11 protein-coding genes are annotated in these 12,968 nt (G+C 50.8%); 6 read left to right on the forward strand and 5 right to left on the reverse strand.

Going from position 1 to position 12,968, the window contains the following annotated elements:
• Positions 1-13: 13 nt before the first annotated feature.
• The gene (gene tesA, locus A8F97_RS02685; RefSeq protein WP_071822927.1) at positions 14-697 is read right to left on the reverse strand and encodes a multifunctional acyl-CoA thioesterase I/protease I/lysophospholipase L1; all 684 of its coding nucleotides are present in this window, start codon (positions 695-697) and stop codon (positions 14-16) included.
• Between tesA and ybbA the strand changes: the two genes are divergently transcribed.
• Together ybbA and ybbP are read left to right on the forward strand one after the other, a co-directional pair.
• A complete protein-coding gene (gene ybbA, locus A8F97_RS02690) occupies positions 620-1,351 on the forward strand; it encodes a putative ABC transporter ATP-binding protein YbbA (protein WP_050512670.1) in 732 nt (243 codons plus the stop codon). The two genes, tesA and ybbA, sit on opposite strands and share 78 nt — an antisense overlap.
• The gene (gene ybbP / locus A8F97_RS02695) at positions 1,348-3,777 is read left to right on the forward strand and encodes a putative ABC transporter permease subunit YbbP (RefSeq protein WP_033071807.1); all 2,430 of its coding nucleotides are present in this window, start codon (positions 1,348-1,350) and stop codon (positions 3,775-3,777) included. Before ybbA ends, ybbP begins: the two co-directional genes overlap by 4 nt.
• Before the next feature lie 407 nt (positions 3,778-4,184).
• On the opposite strand, the gene speG is transcribed toward ybbP, so the two are convergent.
• Positions 4,185-4,760 carry a spermidine N1-acetyltransferase gene (speG, locus tag A8F97_RS02700; protein ID WP_025918749.1) on the reverse strand — a complete coding sequence of 192 codons (576 nt, stop codon included), beginning with the start codon at positions 4,758-4,760 and terminating at the stop codon, positions 4,185-4,187.
• Between the two features lie 435 nt (positions 4,761-5,195).
• Between speG and A8F97_RS02705 the strand changes: the two genes are divergently transcribed.
• Positions 5,196-7,382 carry a TonB-dependent receptor domain-containing protein gene (locus A8F97_RS02705; protein WP_050512669.1) on the forward strand — a complete coding sequence of 729 codons (2,187 nt, stop codon included), beginning with the start codon at positions 5,196-5,198 and terminating at the stop codon, positions 7,380-7,382.
• 173 nt (positions 7,383-7,555) lie between these two features.
• Here A8F97_RS02705 and purN read toward each other — a convergent pair whose 3' ends face one another.
• The gene (purN, locus tag A8F97_RS02710; RefSeq protein ID WP_014700773.1) at positions 7,556-8,191 is read right to left on the reverse strand and encodes a phosphoribosylglycinamide formyltransferase; all 636 of its coding nucleotides are present in this window, start codon (positions 8,189-8,191) and stop codon (positions 7,556-7,558) included.
• A complete protein-coding gene (gene purM / locus A8F97_RS02715) occupies positions 8,191-9,228 on the reverse strand; it encodes a phosphoribosylformylglycinamidine cyclo-ligase (protein ID WP_015730939.1) in 1,038 nt (345 codons plus the stop codon). The genes purN and purM overlap by 1 nt, the downstream gene beginning before the upstream one ends.
• A 352-nt stretch (positions 9,229-9,580) precedes the next feature.
• Here purM and upp point away from each other — a divergent pair, with 352 nt between their 5' ends.
• From upp to hda, 3 genes are all read left to right on the forward strand, one after another.
• Positions 9,581-10,207: a uracil phosphoribosyltransferase gene (gene upp, locus A8F97_RS02720; protein ID WP_005976210.1), complete on the forward strand. Its 627-nt coding sequence runs from the start codon at positions 9,581-9,583 to the stop codon at positions 10,205-10,207.
• Positions 10,208-10,422: 215 nt separating this feature from the next.
• Positions 10,423-11,712, forward strand: coding sequence for a uracil permease (gene uraA, locus A8F97_RS02725; RefSeq protein WP_014700771.1), 1,290 nt, complete (start codon positions 10,423-10,425; stop codon positions 11,710-11,712).
• A gap of 99 nt (positions 11,713-11,811) precedes the next feature.
• Entirely contained in the window at positions 11,812-12,519 is a 708-nt protein-coding gene (hda, locus tag A8F97_RS02730; protein ID WP_014700770.1) for a DnaA inactivator Hda, read from the forward strand.
• Between the two features lie 64 nt (positions 12,520-12,583).
• Here hda and arsC read toward each other — a convergent pair whose 3' ends face one another.
• Complete coding sequence (gene arsC, locus A8F97_RS02735; protein WP_014700769.1) at positions 12,584-12,961, reverse strand: arsenate reductase (glutaredoxin); 378 nt, start codon at positions 12,959-12,961, stop codon at positions 12,584-12,586.
• Positions 12,962-12,968: the final 7 nt, after the last annotated feature.

The raw sequence follows: 12,968 nt of genomic DNA on the forward strand, positions 1-12,968 counted from the left end.
AAAAGCCTATTTATCAAGACTCATGGTTAACTAAGGGCTCCAACTGCTTCGCCATCCATTCTGCGATAAACGGTTGGGCATCACGGGTTGGATGGATGCCATCTTCCATCATCCACTCCGGTTTAAGATACACTTGCTCCATAAAGAAAGGCAGAAGAGGAAGCGTAAACTGCTCTGCCAGTTTGGGGTAGATATTGCTGAATGACTCGGTGTAGCGGCGGCCATAGTTGGTCGGCAAACGAACCTGCATCAGCAGCGGTTGAGCGTTAGCCTGTTTGACCAGCGTGATGATTTTCGCCAGATCCTGCTCGATATTTTGTGCCGGAAATCCCCGAAGTCCGTCATTGCCGCCTAGCTCAATCAACACCCAGCGTGGCTGATGCTGTTTCAGCAGGTTAGGAAGTCGCACCAGCCCCTGTGCGGTGGTGTCACCACTAATGCTGGCGTTAACCACGGCGATACCCTTTTTTTGCGTTTGCCACTGTGTGTTCAGCAGCGTTGGCCAGGCGTTAGCGGCCGGCATCTGATAGCCCGCACTGAGGCTATCGCCCAGAATTAATAATGTGTCAGCGGCGAAAGCGCGTGCGCTGCATAATCCCAGAAGCAAAAGGACGAAAACATGTTTGCGAAGACCAGCCCAGCGAGTGCTACGCCAAGCAAAACTGCGCACGTAGAAAACATTCTTGAAGTTCATCATCTTAGTAAGCACGTTGGTCAAGGAGAGAATCGGCTTTCCATCCTTACCGGAGTTGAGCTTATTGTCAAACCTGCGCAGACAATTGCCCTGATTGGTGAATCGGGTTCGGGGAAATCAACGTTGCTGGGGATCCTGGCCGGGCTGGATGATGGCACCGAAGGCGATGTTAGCCTGATGGGCAAATCGCTCAATACTCTGGACGAAGAAGGTCGTGCCGCGCTGCGTGCCCAGCATGTCGGTTTTGTTTTTCAGTCTTTCATGCTGGTGCCGACGCTGAATGCGCTGGAGAACGTGCAATTACCCGCGCTGTTGCGCGGCGAAAGCGATAGCCACAGCCGTGGGCAGGCTGAGCAACTTCTGCAACAGCTTGGGTTGGGTGAGCGCTTACACCATCTTCCCGCCCAACTTTCCGGCGGTGAACAGCAGCGTGTAGCGTTGGCGCGCGCGTTTAGCGGCCGCCCTAACGTGTTGTTTGCCGATGAGCCAACTGGAAATCTGGATCGTAAAACTGGTGAACGCATCGTTGATTTACTGTTTTCTCTCAATCGCGATTATGCCACCACGTTGATTTTGGTGACGCACGATGAGCAACTGGCGGCACGCTGTGAGCGACGTTTGCGGTTAGTTGATGGCAAATTGCGGGAGGACGCATGATCTGGCGGTGGTTCTGGCGCGAATGGCGCTCTCCTTCCTTACTGATTGTCTGGTTGGCGTTAACGCTGGCGGTGGCCTGCGTGCTGGCGCTGGGGACAATCAGCGACCGCATGGAAAAAGGGCTTAGCCAGCAGAGCCGTGATTTTCTGGCGGGAGACCGCGTTCTGCGTGCATCGCGGCCTGTCGCAGAGACCTGGCTTTTGGAGGCGCAGCAGCGCGGGTTGACGCTCAGTCGGCAGATTTCTTTCATGACCATGACGTTTGCGGGCGATACGCCACAACTGGCGCAGGTTAAGGCTACCGACCAGCGCTATCCGCTGTATGGCGATTTGCAGACGCGTCCTGAAGGGCTGCATGCCGAAGCGGGAACGGTGCTGGTCGCGCCGCGCCTGTTGGCGCTACTCGGGCTGAAAGTCGGTGACATGCTGGACGTCGGCGATACCTCGCTACGCATCAGCGGTGAGCTGATTCAGGAACCGGATTCCGGTTTTAACCCGTTCGAAACCGCGCCGCGTATTCTGATGAATCTGGACGATGTCGAGAAAACAGGGGCGATTCAGCCGGGTGGCCGCATTACCTGGCGCTACATGTTTTCCGGCAATGAAAAACAAATTAGTGAGTTCAGTAACTTCATCAAGCCGCAGCTCAAGCCCGATCAGCGCTGGTATGGCATGGAGGATTCTGAAGGTGCGCTGAGCCAGTCGTTAAAGCGGTCGCAGCAGTTCCTGTTGCTGTCGGCTCTGTTGACGCTGCTGTTGTCTATCGCTGCTGTTGCGGTGGCGATGGGGCATTACTGCCGCAGCCGTTATGACTTGGTCGCTATCCTGAAAACGCTGGGCGCAGGCAAACAAGCGCTGAGGCGCTTAATCATCGGCCAATGGCTTTCCGTGCTTGGGCTGGCGGCGGTGTGTGGCAGTGCGCTTGGGCTGGGATTTGAGGCGCTGTTAATGAAAATGCTGGCGCCGGTGCTGCCCGCTGCATTACCGGCATCCGGGCTGTGGCCGTGGGTATGGGCGCTGGGCTCGTTGGTGTTGATTTCGCTACTGGTTGGGCTGCGACCGTATCGACTGCTGCTGGCGACACAACCACTGCGCGTATTGCGTCAGGATGTGGTGGCGAACGTGTGGCCGCTGCGCTATTACCTGCCGATTGTTCTACTTATTGTCGTCGGCCTGCTAGCGGTGTTGTCCGGCGGCGGTGGACTGCTGTGGTCGCTGCTCGGCGGTGTGGCGGTGCTGTCACTACTGCTGGGTGTCATTGGTTGGGGAGGTCTGCTGCTGTTACGGCGTTTGACGGTGAAACGACTGGCGTTGCGTCTGGCGATTAATCGCCTGCTGCGTCAACCGTGGTCAACGCTCAGTCAACTGGCCGCGTTTTCACTTTCCTTCATGCTATTGGCGCTGCTGTTGGTGATGCGCGGTGATTTGTTGGAGCGCTGGCAGCAGCAGTTGCCACCGGGCAGTCCGAACTATTTCCTGCTGAATATCACAGCGGAACAGGTGCCGCAGGTGAGGGGATTCCTCTCTCAGAATAACGTGATGCCAGAGCAGTTCTTCCCGATTATTCGTGCGCGGCTGACGGAGATTAATCAACAGATTGCGACGGAAGTGATCCATGAGGACGATCCGGGCGGCAACACGGTGAACCGTGAACTGAACCTAACCTGGATGAACGGGATCCCGCAACACAATGTACTGGTGGAAGGGGAAGCACCCAAGGTAGGTGAAGTCTCGATGGAAGCGAAAGAAGCCAAAGAGATGGGTATCAAGATTGGCGATACGTTGACCTTTACCGGTGATACGCAGCCGTTTAGCGCCACGGTGACCAGTTTCCGTCAGGTGGATTGGGAAAGCCTGCGTCCGAACTTCTTCTTTATTTTCCCCGTAGGGGCGTTGGATAACCAGCCGCAATCCTGGCTGACCAGCTTCCGCTACGATGGCGACGAGAAGATGATGACGCAGTTAAATCGCCAGTTCCCGACGGTGAGCGTACTGGATATCGGCAGTATTCTACGTCAGGTGGGGCAGGTCTTGCAGCAGGTAAGCCGTGCGCTGGAAATTATGGTCATTCTGGTGTTGTTCTGCGGTGTATTGCTGTTGCTGGCACAGATTCAGGTCGGGATGCGCCAGAGGCGTCAGGAACTGATGGTATACCGCACGCTGGGAGCAGGGTTACGTCTGCTGCGCACCACGCTATGGTGTGAATTTGCTGTTCTGGGTCTGGTGGCGGGAACCGCGGCGGCGATTGGCGCAGAATCGGCTCTGTGGCTGTTGCAGCGTAAGGTCTTTAACTTCGCCTGGGAACCGAATATCACGATGTGGATAACGCTGCCGTTAATCGCGGCGTTCCTCTTGTCGCTCTGCGGCGGCTGGCTGGGGCTACGACTCTTACGCGGTAAAGCACTATTCCGGCAGTTTTCGGGTTAAAATTGCGTATAAGAATACGCCATTTTCTCTGAGACGAATTGCTATGCAAACACAGAGAAAGTTTCGTGCGCAGTACCGCCGCCACGTTTATGCAAAACCTTATAAGCGCCCGACGCAGGGCGCTCAAGCGCCGCAGCCCTGCGAACCCTAGCTTCTGGCATAAATTATGCCGCTACGCGGTTCCATCGGTGTTCATGACCGCTAACCGAGCCGCCAGTGACGCGTTTACTCGCCCCCATAAATGGGGCTCGCCCTTCGGGCCAGCACAAGTGCTGTTCAAAAACGCCTCTGACGTTTTTGTCCGACGCGGCACTGGCTTTCGCGACGTCCTGTCGCTCACTCGGCGGTCAAGCTCACCGCTGCATAATTTTTGATGCCGGATAACAGAGGAAATCTATCTTTTTACCTTACTGGCTGATAGAACTTCCCGGTGCTTCGCCGCCGGTTCCTGTCACGGTTTTGTGCTTCGCCAGATATTGATGTTGGAAAATGCACATGCGGATCGTGTTGCGATATTCACCGTTGATGAAGAACTCGTGGATCAGTTCGCCTTCTACCTCAAATCCCAGCTTGCTGTAGATGTGGATCGCTTTGTTGTTTTCCTTGTCCACAATCAAATACAGCTTGTACAGATTCAATACCGAAAAGCCATAATCCATTGCCAGCTTGGCCGCCACGCTGGCGTAGCCGCGACCTTGATAAGCCGGATCGATGATGATCTGAAATTCTGCACGCCGGTGGATATGGTTAATCTCCACCAGCTCAACCAGACCGACCTTGGTCTGCTCATGTTCAATAATGAAGCGTCGCTCGCTCTGGTCATGAATATGTTTGTCGTACAGATCGCTGAGTTCGACAAAGGCCTCGTAAGGCTCTTCAAACCAATAACGCATCACACTGGCGTTATTATCTAATTGGTGAACAAAAGTGAGATCGTCTCGCTCCAGCGGTCGTAGCCGAACGAAATTGCTCGTACCGGACATAGTGAATCCTTAATTGATAAGAGAAACGTGAACCATTGTTGTTTGGGGCACGTGGCATGAGTATGCCAACGTTATTATATAGACGGGGAAGCGGGTGTTGAACTCTCAATATGGAATGAAAAACCGCAAGATGCTCTGTATCAGTCAGCACGCGGGTTTAAATGGTCTTCCTTGGTTTTTTCAGAATTTTAATGTATATACGTGAAAATTATTAGCATAAAAGACTTGTTTTTTGTGTTAGTTAAGTAAATTTACATTTACACGATAATGGTAATCATTATCATGGTGGCGAACTTGTAACCTTGCACACTTAAGGACACCACTGTGGTAATTAAAGTTAAATTTAACAAGTATCACTTATGCGCATGCATCCCAATGCTTTGTTCATATGAGAATTCGTATGCCAAAGAGGACATACCAACTAACGAGGATACTATGATTGTTAAAGCTTCCAGGGACGGAGGTGATGCAAAAAAAATAAAACGTGAAGACATAACCAGCATACGAAGAACAAATAACGCTGATGTTTTCGGTAATGAAACATCGTTGCAAATTAATAATTCCAGGAATGAAGCCGGAGCGATAGATGTTGGTATCCGTGGGCTCCAGGGAAACGGGCGCGTTCCTATTGTTATTGATGGTAGCCTTCAATCAACAAATACATGGCGAGGATATCAGGGAAGTTCTGACCGGACTTATATCGATATTGACCTGATAAATTCGATTGATATAGAGAAGGGAGTGTCTAAGGGGAAATTTTCTGGTGGCGCAATAGGCGGCACCATCAGGATGAAAACACTGTCCGCAGAAGATATTGTTCCTGCTGGTGAAAATCTTGGTTTCCTTTTCAAAGCGAGTACTTTTAACAACAATCGTATACCTAATGTTTCTTCCGATGACGGAGAGCAATTAAGCTATACGCTGTCTAATGGTGTAAAAAATAGTCACTTTAATAATGGGTCGACAACCTTTGGTTTAGCCTATATCGATATGGATTTTGATTTTGTGTTTGCCCACAGCGATAGGGCTCAGGGAAATTATTTTGCAGGTAAGGGAGGGGCTGACAAATATAAAAAAGAATCTCCCATTTCACCTGGTCAGGAAGTCGTCAACACCAGTTATGAGAGTCATTCAAGCCTACTCAAAACGGGTTTCAATCTTAATCCCTACAATAGAGTTGAGTTTAATTTCCGGCGGCATGAACAAAAAGCGGGAGAAGTTCTTGCTGCATATTGGTATAAATACAAAAAAGAAGATGCGAATGGTCATCAGACGGAAAGAATGCCTCAATGGGGTTTAGGTTCAGCATTAGTTAATACTGCTGCGGCGAATTATACCTACAAACCAGATAACCTATTCGTTGATATGGATCTGGGGGTATGGTGGACAAAGGGACGTTTTGAACAGCGTAACGGAATCTCCGATAATGTACATGCAGTTAACGCAGGTCAATATTTGCACAGATTCAGCGACGAGAGAGCAGGCTTCAATCTCGCGAATACATCATCGCTACCCACTACAGCTATTGACGTGACTTATGGATTAGAGTTTATGACGCAAAGGATCGTTCCCAGGAGCAAGAGATATCAGCCTGTCTGGCAGCCGGGGGGAATTATTCAAGGAGAGGAACTGCTCCCTGCGGCTCGAAATTCAAAAGGGGTCAGTAAGTCATTGTTCGTTAACGCTGAGTATAACGGCGACGTCATTTCGATATTGACAGGGTGGCGGGGGCATGATTTTGAAGCAAACGATCTTAATGAACATAAAAAAATAAACTATTCGGCCAAAAATGATTTTTTCGGTACGCTAACTTATCACCTGTCACGAAATATTGATATTTACACTAAATACTCTGACGCTTACAGAAATCCCAGTTTATTTGAAAGTTCGTCGTCAGGACAAACCTTCTCCTATAGTCCTAAGTTCCCGCTAAAGTCTGAGCATGCCAAGTCACTAGAGTTAGGTGTGGAAATAAAAAAGAAAAATCTGTTGGTAACAGAAGATTCGGCTTCTCTTCGAATGGCTTATTTCAATAACAATATTAAGGACTACTTATCTCAGGGCGTTAATCCTAACAAGGAAACTGATACGGAGTCCTATATCATTATGAAAAACTATGACAGTTTTAAACTTTCCGGATATGAAATAGAAGCTAGTTACGACTCAAAATATGTATTTGGTCGTATAGATACCACGTTGTATAACGCAACTGAACTCTGTTCAAGACATGAAATGACATTGAACGAACTGTCGTCTCCCTGTAATTCAGTTGGGTTTAACTGGAGTTTGTCACCATCAAGGATTCCGCCGAAAAAGAATCTGTCTACTTCCGTGGGGATCAAGTTGTTTGACCAGCGGCTACAATTAGGAACTCGGATTCGTTATAACTCAGGGAAAGAGTATCCGACAAGTTGGTTGCAAGGCACTGCTGCTACACCTGTTGAAAGACAATACGCCTCTACAACCATTGATTTGTTCGGGAAATATAATGTAGAGAAAAATATCAACGTATATTTTAATATTGATAACTTAACCAATCGCTATGCTTTCGATCCAGGTACGGTTATTTACATGCCTATTCCAGGTAGGACATTTAGGTTAGGCGTAGAAGCTAAATTCTAAATAATATATTTTTGGTAAAACAGAGTATTCCCTAATACGGCCTTAATACGACAGAATACATGGTGAGAATTCTTGCGTTGGCGTGGAAAGAAATAAGTTGAGGGGAGTAAAGATTCAATGGATCGTGAGGCTCCGCAGGAGAGCCTCACGACTATGGCGAACTGACAGTACTACTAGGCGGCATAACCCTGTGGAGGAATTCGCACGCTATCCAACCAGGCCTCATTATCACGCATCACCAGCCTGCCGTTCAGGAACCAGTTAATGACCATCGGATAAATCGTGTGCTCGTGCGTCTTAACGCGTTCACTTAGACTTTCTTCCGTATCGTCAGTAAATACAGGCACCTTCGCTTGCAGAATCAACGGGCCGCCGTCCAGTTCATCGGTGACAAAATGCACGGACGTGCCGTGTTCATTATCGCCATTTTCCAGCGCCTTGCGGTGCGTATGCAGGCCAGGATATTTGGGCAGCAGAGAAGGGTGAATGTTCAACATTTTGCCTGCAAACGTTGCAACAAATTCCGGGCTAAGAATCCGCATGTAGCCTGCTAAGATCACGAGCGCCGGTTGATACTGTTCAATTTCGTTTGCTAATGCGGCATCAAATGCGGCACGGTCGGCAAAATCTTCAGGATTCAGGACGCACGTAGGGATCTCAGCATTCTGCGCACGTTCTAGTCCATAAGCCTCCGCATTATTACTGAATACGGCGGCAATCTTCCCTTTAAGGCGTCCGTTTTTACAGGCGTCAATCAACGCCTGTAAGTTGCTTCCATGACCTGAAATCAGCACAACGATGTTTTTCATCAGTTAATAACCACTGCGTCTCCGGCATCGGTTTGGGTAATGACGCCGATTTTCCATGCGTTTTCGCCGCTGCTGTTGAGTAACGCAACGGCCTCGTCTGCCTGTTCGGCTGGCAGTGCGATGATCATACCAACACCGCAGTTGAAAGTACGATACATTTCGTGGCGGCTAACATTACCAGCCTGTTGCAGCCAGTTGAAGACCGCAGGCCATTGCCAACTGGATTCGTCGATAGTTGCCTGCATACCTTCTGGCAGCACGCGTGGGATATTTTCCCAGAAGCCGCCGCCGGTCAGGTGAGAAATCGCGTGGACATCCACTTTCTCAATTAGGGACAGCACGGATTTTACATAGATTTTGGTCGGTGCCAGCAGGTGGTCGGCCAGCGGTTTGCCTTCCAGTTCGAACTGCTCTGGATTGGTTTTGCTGACTTCAAGCACTTTGCGCACCAAAGAATAGCCGTTTGAGTGCGGGCCGCTTGCCGCGAGGGCAACGAGAACATCGCCGTGCTGAACTTTGCTACCGTCAATGATTTCTGATTTTTCTACGACACCGACGCAGAAGCCAGCAACATCGTAGTCTTCACCGTGATACATGCCCGGCATTTCGGCGGTTTCACCACCGACCAGCGCACAGCCTGATTGCTTACAGCCTTCCGCGATACCGGTAATCACGCTGGCAGCGGTGTCGACATCCAGCTTACCCGTTGCGTAATAATCGAGGAAGAACAGCGGCTCAGCACCCTGAACGACCAGGTCGTTCACGCACATCGCAACCAGATCGATACCAATCGTATCGTGGCGCTTCAGGTCCATTGCCAGGCGCAGTTTGGTGCCGACTCCATCAGTGCCGGAAACCAGAATCGGTTCGCGGTATTTTTGCGGTAAGGCGCACAAGGCACCGAAACCACCCAATCCACCCATAACTTCCGGGCGACGGGTCTGTTTCACTACACCTTTGATTCGGTCTACCAATGCATTACCTGCATCGATATCCACGCCTGCGTCTTTATAGCTGAGAGAGGTTTTGTCGGTCACTGCTGAGTCCCCACGAAGGTTACGGATTATATTCATAAAACACGGTATTCATAAAACACGGTATTTAGCAAATATATTGTGGTAAAAATAATGCGCGCTAATTCTAACAGTGTAGGCAATCGTTTGCGAGTGATGAGTCATCGGCTGGCTATTTTTCGTTGATGACGACAATTTCTCTCCTCGGTTGATCTGGATCAGGCTTAATCATATGGCGCTAAGTAAAAAAGGCGGTATAATCCCGCGATTTTTTTTACGACGGGCTCTCGTGCCCGCCGCCCTGCGGGCCGCCGCAAGCGGTGTTTAAAACGCGCTTAGCGTTTTTGTCCGTCCACTAGCCGATGGGGAGAGAATGATGAAGATCGTCGAGGTGAAACACCCACTTGTCAAACACAAACTGGGTTTGATGCGTGAGAACGATATTAGCACTAAGCGCTTTCGCGAACTGGCTTCCGAAGTGGGAAGTTTGTTGACTTACGAAGCGACGGCCGATCTGGCTACCGAAAAAGTCACCATTGATGGCTGGTGCGGTCCGGTTGAAGTCGACCAGATTAAAGGCAAGAAAATTACTGTCGTACCGATTCTGCGTGCAGGGTTGGGGATGATGGAAGGCGTACTGGAGAATGTCCCTAGTGCGCGTATCAGCGTTGTCGGCATCTACCGTAATGAAGAAACGCTGGAACCTGTTCCTTACTTCCAGAAGCTGGTTTCCAATATCGAAGAGCGCATGGCGCTGGTTGTTGACCCAATGTTGGCGACCGGTGGTTCAATGATTGCGACGATCGATCTGCTGAAAAAAGCAGGTTGCCACAGTATTAAGGTACTGGTATTGGTCGCGGCTCCAGAAGGGATTGCCGCATTGGAGAAAGCTCACCCGGATATCGAGCTTTATACCGCATCCATTGATAAAGGTCTCAACGAGCAAGGTTACATCATGCCGGGCCTGGGCGATGCGGGCGATAAAATATTTGGTACGAAATAATAGGTAAGCCGACGTGATAGTCGGCTTTTTTTTGGTACGAACCTAAGTATTTCCTATGGTTCGCCACAGCCTGTATTACGTCACACGCGGTTCTTTTATTACATCAGCAGTCACATCATCCTGCTTCACTACGGTGGGGCGGGATGAGTCTGGCTGTGATAATAAGTGTGGGTCTACCTGCACACATAAATAGCAACACTACAGAGGATATGAAGATGACTCGTCGCGCCATCGGGGTGAGTGAACGACCCCCCTTGTTACAAACCATCCCGTTGAGTTTCCAGCATCTATTCGCGATGTTTGGCGCTACCGTTCTGGTTCCCATTCTGTTCAAGATCAACCCGGCGACCGTACTATTATTTAACGGCGTGGGTACGCTGCTTTATTTATTCATTTGTAAGGGAAAAATCCCAGCATATTTGGGGTCGAGTTTTGCGTTCATTTCCCCCGTTTTACTGCTATTGCCGCTGGGGTATGAAGTTGCGCTGGGTGGTTTCATTATGTGCGGCGTGTTGTTCTGTCTGGTGGCGCTGATTGTTCAGAAAGCGGGTACTGGCTGGCTGAATGTGCTGTTTCCGCCTGCGGCGATGGGGGCGATTGTCGCCGTTATCGGCCTTGAGCTGGCGGGTGTTGCGGCAGGAATGGCCGGACTGCTGCCTGCCGATGGCACATCTGTTGATTCCACTGCGGTAACGATTTCTCTGGCGACGCTGGCGATCACCATTTTGGGATCGGTGCTGTTTCGCGGTTTTCTGGCGATCATCCCGATTCTGATTGGGGTACTGGCTGGCTATGCGCTGTCGTTCGCGCTGGGTGTGGTGGATTTAACCCCGATTCGTGAAGCACACTGGTTCGCGATGCCGACATTCTATACGCCGCGCTTTGAATGGTTTGCCATTCTGACGATTCTGCCTGCGGCGCTGGTGGTGATTGCGGAACACGTTGGCCACCTGGTTGTGACGGCGAATATCGTGAAGAAAGATCTGATGCGTGAGCCGGGTCTGCATCGTTCCATGTTCGCCAACGGCATTTCTACCGTGCTATCTGGTTTCTTCGGTTCTACGCCGAATACGACTTACGGCGAAAACATCGGCGTGCTAGCGATTACCAAAGTGTATAGCACCTGGGTTATCGGCGGTGCAGCAATCCTCGCGATTCTGCTTTCCTGCGTCGGTAAACTGGCGGCGGCGATTCAGGCTGTACCGGTTCCCGTCATGGGCGGCGTGTCGCTGTTGCTGTACGGCGTGATCGGTGCGTCCGGTATTCGTGTGCTGATTGAATCCAAAGTGGATTACAACAAAGCGCAAAACCTGATCCTGACTTCCGTGATTTTGATCATCGGTGTTAGCGGCGCGAAAGTACACTTAGGGTCGACCGAGCTGAAAGGCATGGCGCTGGCGACGGTTGTCGGCATCGGTATGAGTCTGGTGTTTAAGGTCATCAGCCTGTTCCGCAAAGAGGAAGAGATCCTCGATGCGCCGGAAGAGAATGACGTGCGTTCATAGCCGCGTTATTCCTCCTGTTGAGGCTGCGTATATCGCGGTCTCAACAGGGACAGGTTTCTGTGGTAAACTCGATCCGATTTCCCGCCCGTTTTGCTTGAGGTGATTCTGAACACGCCGGCACAGCTTTCATTGCCACTCTACTTACCCGATGACGAAACATTTGCCAGTTTCTATCCGGGTGAAAATGCGTCTCTTCTTGCCGCTGTCAACAATGCGTTGTATCAAGAGCATGGTAGCTATATCTATTTCTGGTCACGCGAAGGTGGCGGGCGCAGCCATTTGCTACATGCTGCCTGCGCCGAACTGTCGCGTCAGGAACGCGCGGTGGGCTATGTGCCGCTGGATAAACGCGCCTACTTTGTGCCGGGCGTGCTGGAAGGCATGGAGCAACTGGCGCTGGTCTGTATCGACAACATCGAATCTATTGCAGGCGATGAAGAATGGGAAATGGCGGTGTTTAATCTGTATAACCGCATTCAGGAAACGGGACGTGCGCGGCTGTTGATTACCGGCGATCGTCCGCCGCGTCAGTTGAATTTACGTCTGCCCGATCTGGCTTCTCGCCTCGACTGGGGACAAATCTACAAGCTACAACCGTTGTCGGATGATGAGAAAGGGGAAGCGCTACAGTTACGTGCCAGACTGCGCGGGTTCGAATTGCCGGAAGACGTGAGTCGTTTTCTGCTTAAGCGTTTAGATCGAGAAATGCGCACGTTATTTATGACGCTCGATCAGCTTGACCACGCTTCCATCACCGCACAGCGCAAGCTGACCATTCCCTTTGTGAAAGAGATCCTCGGGCTGTAGCGGGAGATCGCTCGTTGACGATCGTCGCTGAGGATTGCCGACGACTATCGTTCACAACCATTGTTCACAACGACAGAATTTCCAACACCTGCTCCGGCGGGCGGCCAATACGTGCCTGGCCCTGTGCCACGACGATAGGACGCTCGATGAGTTTCGGGTTATCGATCATCGCCTGAATAAGTTGCGCTTCCGTCAGCGCAGCGTCCGATAGCCCCAACTGCTGATAACTCTCTTCGTTGGTTCTCATCAACTCGCGTGCGCTGCTAAAGCCCAACTGCTGGATAAGCTGAGCCAGCGTTGCGGCATCGGGCGGCGTGTCGAGATAGAGCACGACGTCAGGGGCAATCTTGTGCTCTTGCAGTAGCGCCAGCGTTTCACGGCTTTTTGAGCAGCGCGGGTTGTGGTAAATCGTCACGGATGCTTTGGTTGAAAGCAGTGTCATTGTCATG

The sequence above is a fragment of the Pectobacterium parmentieri genome, assembly GCF_001742145.1.
Classification (GTDB): Bacteria; Pseudomonadota; Gammaproteobacteria; order Enterobacterales; family Enterobacteriaceae; genus Pectobacterium; species Pectobacterium parmentieri.

What these genes read in the sequence shown, in the direction of transcription:
- ybbA (WP_050512670.1), top strand. Translation starts at nt 620, where the DNA reads ATGTTTGCGAAGACCAGCCCAGCGAGTGCTACGCCAAGCAAAACTGCG.
- tesA (WP_071822927.1), bottom strand. Translation starts at nt 697, where the DNA reads ATGATGAACTTCAAGAATGTTTTCTACGTGCGCAGTTTTGCTTGGCGT.
- ybbP (WP_033071807.1), top strand. Translation starts at nt 1,348, where the DNA reads ATGATCTGGCGGTGGTTCTGGCGCGAATGGCGCTCTCCTTCCTTACTG.
- speG (WP_025918749.1), bottom strand. Translation starts at nt 4,760, where the DNA reads ATGTCCGGTACGAGCAATTTCGTTCGGCTACGACCGCTGGAGCGAGAC.
- A8F97_RS02705 (WP_050512669.1), top strand. Translation starts at nt 5,196, where the DNA reads ATGATTGTTAAAGCTTCCAGGGACGGAGGTGATGCAAAAAAAATAAAA.
- purN (WP_014700773.1), bottom strand. Translation starts at nt 8,191, where the DNA reads ATGAAAAACATCGTTGTGCTGATTTCAGGTCATGGAAGCAACTTACAG.
- upp (WP_005976210.1), top strand. Translation starts at nt 9,581, where the DNA reads ATGAAGATCGTCGAGGTGAAACACCCACTTGTCAAACACAAACTGGGT.
- uraA (WP_014700771.1), top strand. Translation starts at nt 10,423, where the DNA reads ATGACTCGTCGCGCCATCGGGGTGAGTGAACGACCCCCCTTGTTACAA.
- arsC (WP_014700769.1), bottom strand. Translation starts at nt 12,961, where the DNA reads ATGACACTGCTTTCAACCAAAGCATCCGTGACGATTTACCACAACCCG.